This is a genomic window from Propionicimonas sp. T2.31MG-18 (genome assembly GCF_964266745.1).
In the GTDB taxonomy this organism is placed as follows: Bacteria; Actinomycetota; Actinomycetes; order Propionibacteriales; family Propionibacteriaceae; genus Propionicimonas.
The window spans coordinates 185,038-201,384 of sequence record NZ_CAXWGX010000026.1 but is presented as its reverse complement, the minus strand read 5'-3'; the positions used below and the strand labels follow the sequence as shown (position 1 = coordinate 201,384).

11 protein-coding genes are annotated in these 16,347 nt (G+C 73.2%); 7 read left to right on the top strand and 4 right to left on the bottom strand.

Annotated elements, in window-relative coordinates:
* Positions 1 to 83 precede the first annotated feature (83 nt).
* The 3 genes from ACFQQJ_RS11490 to ACFQQJ_RS11480 form a co-directional block, all read right to left on the bottom strand.
* Complete coding sequence (locus ACFQQJ_RS11490) at positions 84 to 2,708, bottom strand: IPT/TIG domain-containing protein (protein WP_377106619.1); 2,625 nt, start codon at positions 2,706 to 2,708, stop codon at positions 84 to 86.
* A gap of 75 nt (positions 2,709 to 2,783) precedes the next feature.
* A complete protein-coding gene (murJ, locus tag ACFQQJ_RS11485) occupies positions 2,784 to 6,341 on the bottom strand; it encodes a murein biosynthesis integral membrane protein MurJ (RefSeq protein WP_377106617.1) in 3,558 nt (1,185 codons plus the stop codon).
* The gene (locus ACFQQJ_RS11480) at positions 6,338 to 8,341 is read right to left on the bottom strand and encodes a DUF6049 family protein (protein ID WP_377106615.1); all 2,004 of its coding nucleotides are present in this window, start codon (positions 8,339 to 8,341) and stop codon (positions 6,338 to 6,340) included. Before ACFQQJ_RS11480 ends, murJ begins: the two co-directional genes overlap by 4 nt.
* 124 nt (positions 8,342 to 8,465) lie before the next feature.
* On the opposite strand from ACFQQJ_RS11480, the gene ACFQQJ_RS11475 reads away from it, so the two are divergent.
* From ACFQQJ_RS11475 to ACFQQJ_RS11460, 4 genes are all read left to right on the top strand, one after another.
* Positions 8,466 to 9,959: a CCA tRNA nucleotidyltransferase gene (locus ACFQQJ_RS11475; RefSeq protein ID WP_377106613.1), complete on the top strand. Its 1,494-nt coding sequence runs from the start codon at positions 8,466 to 8,468 to the stop codon at positions 9,957 to 9,959.
* Complete coding sequence (locus ACFQQJ_RS11470) at positions 9,952 to 10,632, top strand: HAD family hydrolase (protein ID WP_377106612.1); 681 nt, start codon at positions 9,952 to 9,954, stop codon at positions 10,630 to 10,632. Before ACFQQJ_RS11475 ends, ACFQQJ_RS11470 begins: the two co-directional genes overlap by 8 nt.
* Positions 10,633 to 10,704: 72 nt before the next feature.
* Positions 10,705 to 11,127 (top strand): MarR family winged helix-turn-helix transcriptional regulator, encoded by a 423-nt coding sequence (locus tag ACFQQJ_RS11465; RefSeq protein ID WP_377106610.1) that lies wholly within the window; start codon positions 10,705 to 10,707, stop codon positions 11,125 to 11,127.
* Positions 11,124 to 12,410 carry an MFS transporter gene (locus tag ACFQQJ_RS11460; protein ID WP_377106608.1) on the top strand — a complete coding sequence of 429 codons (1,287 nt, stop codon included), beginning with the start codon at positions 11,124 to 11,126 and terminating at the stop codon, positions 12,408 to 12,410. The genes ACFQQJ_RS11465 and ACFQQJ_RS11460 overlap by 4 nt, the downstream gene beginning before the upstream one ends.
* Position 12,411: 1 nt before the next feature.
* On the opposite strand, the gene ACFQQJ_RS11455 is transcribed toward ACFQQJ_RS11460, so the two are convergent.
* Positions 12,412 to 14,091, bottom strand: coding sequence for a long-chain-fatty-acid--CoA ligase (locus ACFQQJ_RS11455; RefSeq protein WP_377106607.1), 1,680 nt, complete (start codon positions 14,089 to 14,091; stop codon positions 12,412 to 12,414).
* Between the two features lie 577 nt (positions 14,092 to 14,668).
* Between ACFQQJ_RS11455 and ACFQQJ_RS11450 the strand changes: the two genes are divergently transcribed.
* From ACFQQJ_RS11450 to ACFQQJ_RS11440, 3 genes are read left to right on the top strand one after another with little or no spacing between them, the layout of a single operon-like run.
* Positions 14,669 to 14,818, top strand: coding sequence for a hypothetical protein (locus tag ACFQQJ_RS11450; RefSeq protein ID WP_377106605.1), 150 nt, complete (start codon positions 14,669 to 14,671; stop codon positions 14,816 to 14,818).
* A 46-nt stretch (positions 14,819 to 14,864) separates the two neighbouring features.
* The gene (locus ACFQQJ_RS11445) at positions 14,865 to 15,434 is read left to right on the top strand and encodes a DNA-3-methyladenine glycosylase I (RefSeq protein WP_377106603.1); all 570 of its coding nucleotides are present in this window, start codon (positions 14,865 to 14,867) and stop codon (positions 15,432 to 15,434) included.
* Entirely contained in the window at positions 15,431 to 16,309 is an 879-nt protein-coding gene (locus tag ACFQQJ_RS11440) for a DMT family transporter (RefSeq protein ID WP_377106601.1), read from the top strand. Before ACFQQJ_RS11445 ends, ACFQQJ_RS11440 begins: the two co-directional genes overlap by 4 nt.
* The last annotated feature ends 38 nt before the right edge of the window (positions 16,310 to 16,347 follow it).

Genomic DNA, 16,347 nt, shown 5'->3' with positions numbered 1-16,347 from the left:
GCGGCGCCGCCGCTGTGTGTGGGGCTTCCGAGGGAGCCGCCCGGTGCGCGGTTCCGGCCTCCCGGACGAGCGGAGCGGCGCGCTCAGGCGTAGGTGAAGCGGGCCGTGGAGCTCGCCGCGGACACCAGCCCGGCGCCGGCGCGGACGCCGATCGCCACCTTCCCGGTGGCGTGCGCGGGGGTGGTCACCTTCAGCCGCGTGGAGGAAGTGACGCTCAGCCGCGTCCCCGGGACGCCGCCGAAGGTCACGGCGGTGACGCCGTAGAAGTACTTGCCGGTCAGGATGACGACGGTGCCGCCCTTGCGTGAGCCCTTGGCCGGGGAGACGCCCGACACCACCGGGGCGGGCGTGGGGGCGTAGGTGTAGGTGCCGCCCGTGGCGGTCCCGTACGCCCCGGTCACCGTCACGCCCACGGCGCCCGCGGCCTGGGCGGGGGCGCGGACCACCAGCTTCGTGCTCGACGCGGACACGATCGTCGCGGCCGTCCGGCCGAAGGTCACCGCGGTCACGCCGTGGAAGTTGCTGCCGGTGATGGTCACCTTCGCGCCACCGGCGGCGAAGCCCTTCGCGGGGGAGAGCGCCGAGATCCGTGGGGCGGGCGCCACCTTCGCGGTGAAGGCCACGCCGGTGGACGGGCCGTACCGGTTCACCACGCGGAGGCTGGCCGGGCCCGCGGGGAGGGCGGGGGCGGTCACCGAGAGCTTCTTCGACGAGGACACCGACACCGCCGTCCCCGGCACGGTGCCGAAGAGCACCGTGGTGCCCGCCGAGAAGTGCCTGCCGGTGATGGTCAGGCGCGCCCCGCCGATCGTCAGCCCCGTGGACGGGGAGACCGCAGAGACCGTCGGCACCTTGCCGTAGGCGAAGTGGTCGGCCGACCGGGCCGCGGACGGGCCGGCGGCGGTGGTCACGCGCACGTCGACCGTGCCGCTGCTCCCCGGCGGGGACACCGCGTGCACCTCTGCGTCCGACACCACCGTGAAGGAGTCCGCCGGAGTACCGCCGAACGTGACTGCCGTGGCGCCGGTGAACCGGCTCCCGCGCAGCGTGACGGGCGTCCCGCCGCCCACGGGCCCTGCGCCCGGGGAGACCGACGTGACCACAGCGGGCGGCAGGAACGCGAGCGTGACGTCGCGGTTGGAGTTCGACAGCTCGGAGGCCAGCACCAGGCGCGCCGTGCCCTCGGCGTGGGCCGGGGTGGTGACCGTGAGGGAGTTGTGGTCGGCGGAGATCTTCAGGCCGGTGCCGGGGACGCCGTCGAACAGCGCGGCGGTGACCCCGTCGAACCGGCGCCCGGAGACCGTGACGACCTGCCCGCCGGCCGTGGACGCGGTCGCGGGGCTGACCGCGTGGATGCTCGGGGCGATGTTCAGCAGCAGGTTGGGCGTGCCGGCGGGGTTCCCGCCGACGCGGCTGGTGAGGCTCAGCCGCAGGATGCGCGCGGCCACCTTGGCGGGCGTCCACGTCGGATGGGCGCCGACCAGCATGGCCGCGACGCCGGCCACGTGCGGGCTCGCCATCGACGTGCCGGACATCAGCACCGGCGCGCCGAAGGGGGACGCCGAGCGGATGTCCACGCCGGGGGCGTAGAGGTCGACGCAGGGCCCGTCGTTGGAGAAGCCCGCGCGCTGGTCCGCGGCGTCCGTCGCCGCGACGGTCAGGGCGGCCGGCGCGGAGCCGGGCGAGGCCTCGCAGGCGTCCGTGCTGTCGTTGCCCGCTGCGGCCACGACGGTGACGCCCTCGGCCACCAGGCGGGCCACCATGTCGTTCTCCGCCCGGCTGTACGAGCCGGTGAGGCTGAGGTTCACCACGGCCTTCTGCCCCGAGCGGTGGTCCTTGGCGATCCAGTCCAGGGCGGCGACCGTGGCCGCGGACGTGCCGTTGCCGCTGCAGTCCAGCACCCGCACCGGGACCAGGGTCACCTGCTTGGCCACGCCGAACGTCGTCCCGCCGATCGTGCCCGCGACGTGGGTGCCGTGTCCGTAGCAGTCCCCGGTGCCGCTGCCGTCGGGGACGAACGATGCGCCGGCGGCCACCCGTCCGCCGAACTCCGGGTGGTCGGCGTCGATGCCGGTGTCGACCACGTACACCTTCACCCCCGCCCCGGTCCGGGCGTAGGTGTAGCGGCTGTCCAGAGGGAGGCCGGACTCGTCGATGCGGTCCAGGCCCCACGGCGGCTGGGTCTGGGTGTCGGCGACGTGGACGGGTGCGTCCTTCTGCACGTAGGCAACGGCGGGGTCGAGCGCCAGGTCGCGGGCCTGCGCCGAGGTCAGCCGGGCGATCACCCCGGGGATCGCGTCGAGCTCGCGCTGGGTCCGGTCGGCAAGGGTGGCGTCCGCGGCCGTGCCGTCGGCCGGACCTGCCTCGTTACGGAACCGGACGATGTAGGTCGCGCCGCCGGTGCTGGACGACGCGCCCGGGGCGGGCGTGGGCGGAGCGGGTGCCACCGGGGTGGCGGTGCCCTCTGCGGGCGTGGTCGCTGCCTCCGGGGTTGGTGCTCCGCTCGTCGCTGCGTCCGGGGTCACCGGGTCCGGTGCCGGTGCCTCGGGGGTCGTGGTCGGGCTTGGCTCGGCGGGTGTCGGAGCGGACGGCGCCGTCGCCGGCGGCGCGGGAACCGGGGTGTCGGCGTGCGCGGGCAGGGGCTGCGTCCAGCCGGCGAAGGCCAGGCCGAGACCGCACAGATACGCCCCCCAGCGCAGTTTCCTCATGCCCCCCCCGAGCCAGCGTCGAGAAACTACGCCACGTAGCTTAGGTGATGGCCGGACGCCTGTCCGTCCCGCCCGTCAACGACCCAGGACGGTGACCTCGGCGATGCCGCCGCGGAAGTACCCCTCGCCGATGTCGGGCAGCGAGGAGAGGTGGAGGAGCAGGAACCGGGTGCTGACCGGTTCGGCGGGTGTCAGCGTGACCTCAGCGGGGGCGGCGTCCGCGCTCGCGACCGGCGTCCACTGCGACACCGACTTGGCCGGGGCCGACCGTCCGGCCTTCTGCGGCACCAGCACCGCGACCGCGGTCGGCTGGCCGGCCAGCACCAGCCGGACGGCGGTGACGGTGCGCACCTCCCCCAGGTCGAGCACGAGGCCCGCGCCTGGCTTCAGCCCGCCCATGGCTGCCGAGCGGTACTTCTCCGTACGCCAGAAGGTCTCCGGGTTGCCGTCCACGGCGTTCCGGGCCGTCTTCGCGTTCTCCGCGCCGTCGCCGCCGTCGCCCTTGGGGTCGAAGTCGTCCACGGCGGCCACGGCGAGCGGGGTGCCCTCCGGTGCCGCAGGGGCGGCCGGGGCGCGCAGGTTCAGCGCCAGCGCCGCGACGATCGCGAGGGTCACGAGCACGCCGAGACCCCCGATCAGGATCGGCAGTCGTCGCGGCCGCCGGGGTGGAGCCTGCTCGGCCGCGGGGGGATGCCAGCCGGCCGGCGGGGGCACCGGGGTGAACGACTCGCTGCGGCTGAGGGCCTCGTCCACGAACGGCGCGGTGGAGTCCTCGGGCTCGTCGTCCCACTCGGCGTACGGGTCGGCGGCACCGGGGTCGGCGGTGACCGGACCGGCTCCCGCCGTCCCGGCGGAGGTGGCCGGGACGGCCGGCGGCGCGGACGGCGACCCCTGCACGGGGCTGGACGAGGAGAACCGGCTGGCCACCGGCGTCGGCACGGGCGGCGCGACGGTCGAGACCGGCACCGCGGGCGCGGACGCGGAGCCGGGGTCGACGCTGGGGTGCAGGCGGGCACGCAGGTCGTGGGCCGCCCCCATCGGTCCCAGCACCAGCGACAGCTGGGTGGTCACCTCCTGGGCGGTGGTCAGCCGGCTCGCGTGGTTGCGGGGGGTCGGCGACAGGATGCGGTCCACCACCTGGTCGACTGCCGGGGCCACCCCGGAACGCACCTGGCTCGGCAGCACCCAGTGGCCCTCCACGACCGGGGCCGCGGCCAGGCCGAAGCGGTCGGCGCCCGGCCAGCGGGCGACCAGGCAGGCGTAGAGCAACTGGCCGAGCGAGCGGACGTCCGCCGCCTCACCGGCGAGGTGGTCGGTGGAGCCACTCAGCTCGTTCATCGCGAAGCCGAGCACCTTCACGTTGCCGGAGGCGCTGATCAGCACGGTGGCGGGGCTCAGCCGGCGGTGGTAGTGCTCCTGGGCGTGCAGCGCGATCAGGGCGTCGGCGACCTCCCGGACGATCCAGGCGGCCTCCACGCCGGTCAGCGGACCGCTGCGCAGCACCTTCTCCAGCGTCTGGCCGGCCGCGTACTCGTAGACGAGGTAGGGGCCGGTGCCGGCCTCGTCCCCGACCACGTCGAGCACGCGAAGGAACCGGGCGTCCGTCGCCAGCGCCGCCTCGTGGGAGAGCCGCAGCACCTCCGCGGTGGCCGGGTCGTCGGCGTCCAGCAGGTGCACCAGCACGGGCCGTCCCAGCACGAGGTCGTCCGCTCGCCAGGTCTGGCTCCGGTGACGGACAGCGAGTTGCTCGGCCAGCCGGTAGCGCTCGCCCAGGACGCGCCCGTCGAGGGACGCCTCCGCCTCCGGCGTGCCGGCGATCGGCGGCTCGGGGAACTCCAGCACGTCGGAGGACGCCGGCTGCGTCGCGGACACGGGGACGAAGACGCCCACCCCGTCCGGGTCGGGTGGGCCGGCGTCCCGGTCGTCCTCCGCATCGGACTCGTCGGCGATCGCGCCTGCCGCGTCGGTGTCGGGGTCGACGGCCGCCCGCGGCCGGCGGAGGACCTCCAGCAGCGAGGTGGTCTCCGGGATGCCCAGCCGCTTGGCCGTGAAGAAGAAGGCCAGCACCGCCACCACGCCGGCCAGGGCGAGCCCGAGCACCCGCAGCAGCAGGCTGGGGTAGCGCTCGAACCACCAGCTGATCACCCACGCCAGCAGTGCGGCAGGCACCGTGGCCACGGCCAGGCGCCCCAGGTGCCGCAGGGTCTCGACTCCCGGCAACTCGGGCAGGCGGCGGCGCAGTACCCGGTGGGTGATCACCGCACCGATGAAGTACGACACCGAGTACGACAGCGCCAGGCGCGCGGCGACCGTCCCCGGGTCGTCCCACGCGAGCACGAAGACGACGGCGAACAGGGCGTTGGCCGCGCTGATCCAGATCTGCAGCAGGAACGGGGTCCTCGTGTTGTCCATCGCGTAGAACGCGCGCAGGTACAGGTACTGGATCGTGAACGGCACCAGGCCGATCGCGAAGCCGATCAGCGCCCAGGTGATGAAGACGTAGTCGTTCGCGCCGCTGCCGTTGCCGTAGATGATCCGGGTGACCGGGTCGGCGAGCACCGCCAGCCCGATGCTGGCCGGCAGCAGGAAGGTGGTCGCCAGCCGCAGGGCCCTCGTGGTCTCGGCAGCGACGCCGGACCGGTCGCCGGCAACCGCGTAGCGGGACGCCGCGGGCAGCATCGCCGTGGCCAGCGAGACGGTCAGCAGCGAGTGGGGCAGGATCCAGATCAGGTAGGCGTTCTGGTAGACCGTCCAGCCGCCGCCGGCCGCCTGCGCGCCGGCGCTCGGTGCGGCGGCGGAGGCGAGGTTCGACACGACGATCTGCGCGACCGAGGTGAGCGCGACGTAGCCGACCATCCATTTCGCGACGTGGAAGGTCCGTCCCAGGCCGGTGCCCTTGAGGTCGAACCGGGGACGGTAGGAGAAGCCCGCCCGCTTGAGGTACGGCAGCAGGACCAGGGTCTGGACGAGGATGCCGATCGTCGAGCCGAGGGCGAGCAGCCACGCCTGCGCCGTGGTGAACGGCTCGCCGCCGAGGGCGCCCTCGCTGCCCCACAGCCACAGGTAGGCGCTGAAGACGATGATGGAGACGAGGTTGTTCACCGTCGGCGCCCACATCATCGGGCCGAACTTCTCGCGGGCGTTCAGCACCTGCCCGATGAGGAAGAAGACGCCGTAGAAGAACAGTTGCGGCATGCAGATGTAGCTCATCAGCAGCAGCGACTGCCAGTGGTCGGCCATCTCGGGCGTGCGCCAGATGGCCGAGGTGTACAGGCTCATCACCAGTGGCGTCGCCGCCGTCACCACCACGGTCAGGGCGCCCAGGACGAGCAGGAAGCCGGTGATGATCCGGTCGATGAACGCCTTGCCGCCGTCCTCGTCGTGGTTGACCGCGCGCACGATCTGCGGCACGAGGACGTTGTTGAGGGTGCCGCCGGCGAGCAGCAGGTAGAGGGACGTGGGCACGGTGTTGGCGAAGTTGAACGCCTCCGCCTGGAGCGTGCCGTTGCCGATGACGAACGCCAGCAGGGCGGTGCGCACCAGGCCCAGCACGCGCGAGGCCATCGTGCCGGACGCCATCACCGCTGTGGCGTTGATGAGGCGGCGCCCGCCGGCGGGGCTCGTGTCCGTCATTCGCCTGCCTCTGGGGTGACGGGGCCGCCGTCGCGTGCCGGTGCGGTGGTCGACGCCCGGCGGCGCACCTGACGGATGCGCCAGGCGGTGGCGCCCACCAGCACCAGCGTCGACACCCCGACGATGATCCAGGCCACCACGCCGAGGTCGGTGATCTCGACGGTGATCGCGATGTCGGGCGTCACCCGCCGTCCGCTCTCTGTGGCGACGTAGGCCCGGGCAGTGACCAGCCCGTTCGAGGTGGCCTCCGGGCGCACGTTCACCGTCACGCTCTGGTCGGGCTCCACGGTCACGACCTCCGACGGCGGGACGGTGAGCCGCAGTTCGTTGGCGGTGGTCACCCGCACCTGCACGCGGATGGGCTCGGTGAGGTTGTTGGTCACCGTCACCGGGAACTGGTTCGTGCGCGAGGACATCACGAACCGCGGGCTGGCGTCGAGGTGCACCGACCGCCCGACCTCGGGCAGGCTGACGAGCCGGGAGAGGTCGCGCAGGTGGGCGTCGAAACCGGTCGTGTCGCCCACCCAGGCCGACGATGCCGCACGCGACACCGCGGCGTCCGACTGGGCCGGGAGGCTGGAATCGGGAGCGAGCTCCGCGAAGGCGGTGAAGTCGCTCTCGAGCCGGCCGAGCTCCTCGAACGCCTCGGTCGGCAGGCGCGCGGGACGGGCGGACACGAGCCCGACCGTGCTCACGCCCGGCGTCGACTCCAGGAGTTCGTCGAGGCTGCGGCGCACCAGCCAGCTGCCCATCGCCGCCTCGTCCTGCTCGACGTCGGCCGGGGTGCGCAGCAGGCGGACCTCACCGCGCGCGCCGGCGACCACGGACGTGGCCAGGGCGTACTGGCGCCGTAGGTTCTGCGGCGCGTCCGTGGTGCCCGGAAGAGCGCCGGACGCCCCCAGGACGGGCGGGTGGCCGGGCGTGCCGGCCTGGAGGGCGCCGGCCGCGACGGTGTTGGTGGCCACGACCGCGTCCGGGTCGGAGGAGGCGATGAGGTCGTAGGTCGCCGTGGTGAGCTGCGTGCCGGCGGGCACGACGACCAGCGGCAGGTCGTCGAGGCCGGGCACCTTCGCCGCGGCACGCTCGGAGCGGGCGACCACGAGCTCGTCGCCGGCCGCCCTCGCCCCGGTGAGGTCGGGGTTGGCGAACAGCGTCCGTCCGCCGAACCGGTCCTCCAGGCCCTCGAAGCGCGCCAGCCAGGCCTTGGCGGCGTCCTGGCCGGTGCCGGGGACCGTTGTCTCGCCCGAGACGACCTGGTAGCCGTCCGCCATGTCGCGCACCTCGTCGAGGAGGGCGGGGTCGATCAGCCAGTTCATGCCCGGGCGCGCGGCGGCGTCCAGCAGGGTGCCCAGGCGGCCGGTCAGGTCCTGGGCCAGGGAGTCGTTGCGGAAGAGGTTGTCGACGAGCTTGGTGGGCGGGTCGGTCAGCAGCACGACGGAGGTGACCGGCACCTTCTCCGTGCCGGGGATGTTCACGAAGGTGCGCAGCTCGCCCATGCTGCGGAAGTTGGCGGTGGCGCCCGAGTCGGTGTTGGCGATCACGTCCGCGCCGAAGGGGAAGGCGGCGCCGCGCACGTCGAAGCCCAGCTCGCCGATCGTGGCGCGCAGGGTGACCTGCTCGCTCTGTCCGGGGTTGAACGCCTCCGCCGAGGTGCTGACCACCACGTAGTGGTCGGAGCTGATCGGCAGCCGGGCCCCGAGCACCGTGCTGGTGCCGGCCCGCCGGAGCGTGGCGAGGTCGCGGATGGCGTCCCGGGAGCGCCACAGGATGGCCTGCACTCCGAAGGCGGGGACGCTGCCGGTGTTGACCACCGTCCCGGAGAGGGTGACGGTGTCGTCCTTGCCGTAGCCGGACACCTTGAGCGCGGTCATGGTGAAGGTGAGCTCGGGCTCGGCGGCGTGCGCGGGGGTCGGCGTGGCCAGCAGGAGGCCGGCGGTGGCGGAGAGACCGGCCAGCAGGGACGCCACGGCACGACGCCTGTGCCTGGAGCTGCCGATCACCGTCTTATCGTACGGGGCGCCGGTCGGCCCTCGTCCCTGCACCCGCCCGGCCCGGCGCGGGTTCCTCGCGGTGCGGGCCGGCGCGCGACCCGGCCGCGCGGGGCGGCCGGTAGAGTACGCGGTCGTGCCCCCGGTGACCGAAGAGCAGCGCGCAGCGCTGGACGACGTGCTGGCCGCAGGCCCGAAGGTCCGGCGACTCGCCCACCAGTTCGAGCGCGCCGGGCACGAGCTGTACCTCGTCGGCGGGTCCGTACGCGACGCGCTGATGGGACGCCTGGGACACGATCTCGACTACACCACCTCCGCGCGCCCGGACGAGATCGAGGCGCTGGTGCGGAAGGTCACGCACGCCGTCTGGGACGTGGGCCGCGCCTTCGGCACGATCGCGTGCCGGATCACCGAGGACGACGGCACCGACTGGCAGGTGGAGATCACCACCTTCCGGGCCGACACGTACGCCGACCACACCCGCAAGCCGGACGTGGTCTTCGGCGACCACCTCGGCGGCGACCTCGTGCGCCGCGACTTCACCGTCAACGCGATGGCCCTGCGCACGACCGACGGCGCGCTGCTCGACCCGTTCGGCGGACTGGGTGACCTGCGGGCCGAGGTCATCCGCACCCCCGCCGCCGCGGAGCTGTCGTTCTCCGACGACCCGCTGCGGATGATGCGCGCCGCGCGGTTCACGTCCCAGCTCGGCTTCCGTCCCGACCCCGACGTGGTGCGGGCGATGACCCAGATGGCGTCCCGGATCACGATCGTCTCCGCGGAGCGGATCCGCGACGAGCTGGTCAAGCTGCTGCTCACCGACAACCCCCGTCCGGGCCTGGACCTGCTGGTGCAGACCGGGATCGCCGACATCGTGCTGCCGGAGCTGCCCGCCCTGCGGATGGAACGCGACGAGCACAACCGCCACAAGGACGTCTACGAGCACACCCTCACGGTGCTCGACCAGGCGATCGAGCTGGAGAGGCTGCGCGGGCACGAGCCCGACATCGTCAACCGCCTCGCGGCGGTCTTCCACGACATCGGCAAGCCGCGCACGCGGCGCTTCGAGCCCGGCGGCAAGGTCTCCTTCCACCACCACGACGTCGTCGGGGCGAAGATGGCCGCCAAGCGGATGCAGGCCCTGCACTTCTCCTCGGAGGAGACGAAGGCCGTGGCCACGCTGGTGGAGCTGCACCTGCGGTTCCACGGCTACGCCGAGGGCGAGTGGACGGACTCCGCGGTGCGGCGCTACGTCCGCGACGCCGGCGACCAGCTCGAGCGGCTGCACATCCTCACCCGTTCGGACTGCACGACCCGCAACCAGCGCAAGGCGCAGAACCTGCGCCGCGCGTACGAGGAGCTGGAGTGGCGGATCGACGAGCTCGCCCAGCGCGAGGAGCTGAACGCCATCCGTCCCGACCTCGACGGCACGCAGATCATGGAACTGCTGGGAATCCCGGAGGGGCGGGAGGTCGGACAGGCCTACCGGTTCCTGATGGAGCTGCGCATGGAGGAGGGTCCGCTCGGGCAGGAGCGGGCCACCCGCGAGCTGCTCGCCTGGTGGGCGGAGCGGCACCCCGGGGACGGCGCCACGGCGTCCGGGGCCCCCGCGGCGGGCGGCGATGACTGATCCGGGGGTCCGGCCGGAGGCGCTGGGCCTCCCGCGCCCGTCCGGGGTGGTGTTCGACTGCGACGGCCTCCTGCTCGACACCGAGCCGTGCTGGACGGTCGCGGAGACCGCGGTGTTCGCCACCCGTGGCCTGCCGTACGGGCCGGAGCAGAAGGCCCTGTTCATCGGACGCAGCGTGCCGGGGTCGGTCGAGCTGATGGCCTCGATCTTCGGCGAGCAGGGCAACGAGGAGGCGATCCTCGCGCAACTGCTCGACGCGATCGGCGACGTGATCGCCACCAGCGCCGAACCCATGCCGGGCGCGCTCGAACTCGTCGAGCTGCTGTCCGGGCGGCTGCCGATCGGCGTGGCGAGCAACTCGCCGCGGTTCGTCCTGGACGCGGCGCTGGGCCGGGCGGGGCTGCGCGACGCGTTCGGGGCCGTGGTGGCCGCCGACGAGGTGCCGGTGCCCAAGCCCGCCCCGGACCTGTACCTGTCCGCCTGCCGCCTTCTGGGCGTCCCTGCGGTCGGGGCGGTCGCGCTGGAGGACACCGCGACGGGCACCGCTGCGGCGCACGCCGCGGGCCTGCGGGTGATCGGCGTCCCCTCGCCCGAGGCCGGCGAGCTCGGCGCGGACTGGCTGCTGCCCGCGCTCGACGACCCGCGGCTCCTCGCCTGGGCGTCCTCGCTCTGAGGCCACCGCACGTCCCCACCGGCCCCTGCCTGGAGGAATACTTAGCCAAGCTAATGAGTTAAGCTAAGCATCATGACTCCCGAAACCCTCTCCGGCCTGGCGAACGACCTGCGCATCGCGTGCCAGCGGGTGAGCCGCCGGGTCCGGTTCGAGTCGGCCGACGAGCTCGCGCCCCACCAGGTGAGCGCCCTGTCGCAGCTGAAGTCCGGACCCCTCACCCCCGGTGAGCTGGCCGAGATCGAGAGGGTGTCGCCGCCGAGCATGACCCGCACCGTGAACTGCCTGGTGGAGCGCGGCCTCGTGGCCCGCGACGACCACCCCAGCGACGGGCGCTCGAAGCTCCTCGAGCTCACCGACGCCGGCCGGGCGGCCATGGACCGGGTCGCACGGGCGAGGGACGACTGGATGCTCCACCAGCTGGAGGGGCTGACGAAGGACGAACAGAAGCTGTTGGAAGAGGCGACCAGATTGTTGAACCGGGTGCTGGAGAAGTGAGTGCTGCCACCGTCGAGCACGTCCCCACCTTCTCGTCCCTCGGGATCCGGAACTACCGGCTGTTCTGGACCGGGGGGCTGATCTCGAACGTCGGCACCTGGATGGCGCGCGTCGCCCAGGACTGGCTGGTGCTGACGATGCTCACGGACAACTCCTCGACAGCCCTCGGCATCGTCACCGGGCTGCAGTTCCTGCCGATCGCCGTGCTCGCCCCGTACGCCGGGGCGCTCGCCGACCGCATCTCCAAGCGGCGGATGCTGATCTGGACCCAGGTCGGCCTCGCGCTGGTGGGCCTGACCCTGGCCGCGCTGGTGCTGGGTGGGTGGACGCAGCTGTGGCACGTCTACGTCCTGGCGGCGCTCCAGGGCGTGGCCGCGGCCTTCGACGGCCCGGCCCGGCAGGCGTTCGCGCCCGAGATGGTCAGCGAGAAGCTCATCGCCAACGCCGTCGGGCTGAACACCACGTCCTTCCACGCCGCCCGGCTGATCGGGCCGGCGGTCGCCGGGCTCACGATCGCCTGGTGGGGGGTCGGGCCCGCGCTGCTGCTCAACGGGCTCAGCTTCGTCGCGGTGATGGTGGCGCTGGTGATGATGGACCCCTCGGACCTCACCCCTGCGCCCCGGGCACGGGCGAAGGGGTCGGTGATGGCCGGGGTGCGGTACGTCCGCTCGCGCCCGGACATCATCCTGCTGATGTTCCTGGTGTTCATGCTGGGGACGTTCGGGCTGAACTTCCAGCTGACCAACGCGCTCATGGCCACCGAGGTGTTCCACGTCGGTGCGGAGCAGTACGGGCTGCTGGGCTCGATCCTCGCGATCGGGTCGCTGTCGGCCGGCCTGCTGGCGGCACGGCGGACGCAGCTGCGCCTGCGCCTGATCATCGGGGCGCTGGCCGGGTTCTCGCTGTGCGTCGGCGTCCTCACCGTCGCGCCGACCTACTGGTGGTACGCGGCGTTCCTGATCCCGACCGGGCTCACGTCGCTGACCGTGATGACGGCGGCGAACGCGTCCGTCCAGCTGTCCACCGAGCCGGTCATGCGCGGCCGGGTGATGGCGCTGTACCAGGCGATCTTCCTCGGGGGCACCCCGCTGGGCGCCCCCGTGATCGGCTGGGTCGGCGACGCCTTCGGCCCGCGCTGGACGCTGGCGATCGGTGCGATCGCCTGCGCACTGGCCGTCGTGGTCGCCGTCGCCTACCTGGTGCGCGAGTCGGGCTGGGGCGTCCTGCCGTGGCGCCGCGTGGAGGAGGAGGTCGTCGTCGACGACTTCCAGGCGGCCCGCTGACTCAGCGGGAGCCGGCCACGAACTCCTCGCGCACCTGCTTGCGCAGCACCTTTCCCAGCATCGAGCGGGGCAGGTCGCCGGCGGCCACCACCTGGCGGGGCACCTTGTAGCCGGCCAGGCGCTCGCGGCAGTACTGGCGCAGCGCGTCCTCGTCCAGCCCGACGCCGGGACGCAGCACCACGACGGCCACCACCTTCTCCCCGCCCGACGGTGCCGGGACGCCGATCACGGCGGCGTCGGTGAGGTCGGGGTGGCCACGAAGCACGTTCTCCACCTCGGACGGCGCCACGTTGAAGCCGCCGGTGATGATCAGCTCCTTCACCCGGTCGACGATCGTGGTGAAGCCGTCGGCGTCCACCGTCACCACGTCACCGGTGCGCAGCCAGCCGCCGGGCAGCAGCGCCTTGGCGGTCTCCTCGGGGTTGTTCCAGTAGCCGCCGAACACCTGCGGGCCCTTGATCAGCAGCTCGCCGCGCTCGCCCTGCGCGACCTCGCGCGTCGGGTCGTCCGGGTCGACGACCAGCATCTGCGTGGACGGGAACGGGACGCCGATCGTCCCAGTGCGCCGCGACGGCGCGAACGGGTTGCCCAGGCACACCGGGGACGCCTCGGTCATGCCGTAGCCTTCCACGAGCAGCCCGCCGGAGACCGACTCCCACAGCTCGACCACCGCGTCCGGCAGGTTCATCGCCCCCGAGATGCAGTACTTGGCCGAGCGCAGGCTGATCTTCCGCTCGCGGGCACGCAGCGCGGTCTTCTCGTAGATCGGCGGCACCGCGCAGTAGACCGTGGGCGGCGACTTCTTCGCCGCATCCAGCACCAGGTCGACGTCGAAGGCGGGGAACAGCACGATCCGTGCCTGCTTGAGCACGCCGTAGGTCAGGAACAGCGTCATGCCGAAGGCGTGGAACAGCGGCAGGATCGCGTAGAAGGTCTCCTTGCGGTACTGGGCGCCGTGCATCCAGGCCTCGCCCTGCCGCGCGTTGCTGAACAGGTTGAAGTGGCTGAGCATCGCGCCCTTCGGCACCCCTGTGGTGCCGGAGGTGTACTGGATCACCGCGAGGTCGTGCACCCCGGGCCGGGGGTGGGACGCGACCAGCGGCGGCGCGTCCAGCAGCTTCTCCCACGGCAGCGTGCCGGGCGCGGGCCGGGTGAGCCGGTCGCGGGTCTCGCGCAGCTTCTTCACCGGCAGCTGCAGCGCGAGCCGCTTGATCGTCGGGAACGCCTTGAGCAGGTTCACCGAGACGATGTGCTCCAGCGCGAGGTCGCCCGGCATGGCCTTGAGCTTGCCGACGGCCGCGTCCCAGCTGATCGCGACGCGGGCGGCGTGGTCCTCGAAGAGGTGCCGCAGCTCGCGCTCGGTGTACAGCGGGTTGTGCTCGACGACGACCGCGCCCAGGCGCAGCACGGCGTAGAACGCCACGATGTGCTGGGGGCAGTTCGGCAGGATGATCGCCACCCGGTCGCCGGCCTGGACGCCGAGGCGGCGCAACCCCTCTGCGGCGCGGGCGATCTGGTCGCCCAGTTCGGTGTAGGTGGTGGTGCGTCCGAAGAACTCGGTGGCCACATGGCTGCCGGCCTCCGCGACCGAGCGCTCGTAGAGCGCCACCAGCGACTCGGTGGGAAGTTCGATCTCTGCCGGTACCCCCGGCTGGTAGTGCCTGACCCAGGGTGCGTCCACACCGCGACACTACTGTCTGGGTCAGCGTCCCCACGCCGAAAACCGCGCGATCCGTCCCTCGCCTCATCGCCACCAGCGTCCGCCCGCGCCCGGGTGAGGAGCGCCCCGTCCGCGAGGCCCCGCCCCCATCCGCGAGCGCCAGTCCCCGTCCGCGAGGGCCAGTCCCCGTCCGCGAGGGCCAGCCGCCATCCGCGACGGCCAGCCTTCTGACCGAGGGCCAGCTCCGGTGTGCTGGCCCTCGGCATCAAGGCTGGCCCTCGACGGGACGGGAGTCCGTCCCCGCCGATCGTCCAGCCGCCCGCTCCGCCTCTCTCGCCCAAAGAGGACTGAAACCGCCGACGTCGGCGGTTTCGGTCCGCTTTGTGGGCATCGCGGGCGGGAGACGGGCGGGATCGATGCGGGGAGAGGGGTGGGGTGGTGGTGCGGGAGCGCAGGTGGTGCGGGAGCGCAGGTGGTGGGGGAGTGCGGGTGGTGGCGGGAGTGCGGGTGGCGGTGACGAGGGCGCAGGTGGCGAGGGCATGGCTGGTGGTGACGAGGGCGGGTGGTGCCGGAGCGCGGGTGGCGGTGACGAGGGCGGGTGGTGGCGGGAGTGCGGCTGGTGGTGACGAGGGCGCAGGTGGCGCGGGTGGTGGTGACGAGGGCGGGTGGTGCCGGAGCGCGGGTGGTGGTGACGAGGACGCCGGTGGTCGTGCCGGAGCACGGGCGGCTGGCGGTCGCGGCCGGGTGACCGGGGGTGGCGGGCAATACGATGACCGGACGGGAGGGAGGACGCCATGGGCGAGCGCTGCGGGTGGTGCGGCACCGATCCGCTGTACGTCGCCTACCACGACGACGAGTGGGGCGTCCCGGAACGCGACTCCCGGGCGCTGTTCGAGAAGCTCGTGCTCGACGGCTTCCAGGCCGGCCTGTCCTGGTACACGATCCTGCGCAAGCGGGAGAACTTCCGGGCAGCGTTCGCCGGGTTCGACCCCGACGTCATCGCCGGCTGGGGTGAGCCGGACGTCGTCCGGCTGCTGGGCGACGCGGGCATCGTGCGGCACAGGGGCAAGATCGAGGCCGCCATCGGCAACGCCCGGGCGTGGCAGCAGATCGAGTCCGACGGCGGGTTCGCCGCCTTCGTCTGGAGCGCGGTGGACGGGCGTCCGGTGCAGCGTGAGCTGACCGCGCTCGCACAGGTGCCGGCCACGGACCCCCGGACGGACGCGCTCTCGAGGCGCCTGAAGCGCGCCGGCTTCCGGTTCTGCGGGCCGACGATCGTCTACGCGTTCGCGCAGGCGGTCGGGATGTTCAACGACCACCTCCTGACCTGTCCCGCGCACGCGCGCTGCGCCGCTCTGGCATGAGCGCTCGCCCGCCCGCACCGCGGAGCCTGCCGGCCTGGCTGAGCCCGGTCTGGCTGGTCCTCGGTGCGATCGTCTCCGTGCAGGTGGGCGCGGCGTTCGCGAAGTCGCTGTTCGCGCTCACCGACCCCACGGCGGTCGCCTGGCTCCGGATGGCCGCGGCCGCGGCGATCTTCTGGGTCTTCGCCCGCCCCCGGCTGCGGGGACGGACCTGGCCGGAGTGGCGGGTCGTGATCGGCTACGGCATCGCGCTGGCCACCATGAACTGGGCGATCTACCAGTCCTTCGCCCGGATCCCGATCGGGCTGGCGGTGACCATCGAGTTCCTCGGGCCGCTCGCGGTCGCACTGGTCGGCTCGCGCAGGGCCCGCGACCTCGTCTGGGTGGGCCTGGCCGCGGTCGGCGTCACCCTGCTCGGTGTCTTCCCGACGACGGTGGACTGGGCGGGCATCGGCTTCGCCCTGCTCGCCGGTGCCGCGTGGGCCGCGTACATCGTGCTGTCCGGCCCGACCGGTGCCGCGTGGGAGGGGGTGACCGGCGTCAGCGTGGGCAGCCTCGTGGGCGCCCTGGTGTTCCTCGTACCCGGCCTGGTGGCGGGCGGCAGTTCGCTGTGGCAGCCGCGGGTGGCCGTCCTCGCCGTGGTGGTGGGCGTGCTCAGCTCCGTGATCCCCTACGGCCTGGAGATGGTCGCCCGCCGGCGGATCCCCGCCGGGGTGTTCGGCATCCTGATGAGCCTCGAACCGGCGGCGGCGGCGCTGGCGGCCCTGCTGGTGCTGGGTGAACAGCTGGGCTGGGTGGAACTGGTGGCGATGGCCTGCGTGATCGTGGCGAGCGTGGGCTCCACGCGGGCCCTGGCGAAGGCGCCCGCGCCGAACTAGTCCCCGCGCCGAACTAGTCCCCGCGCCGGACTGGGCCC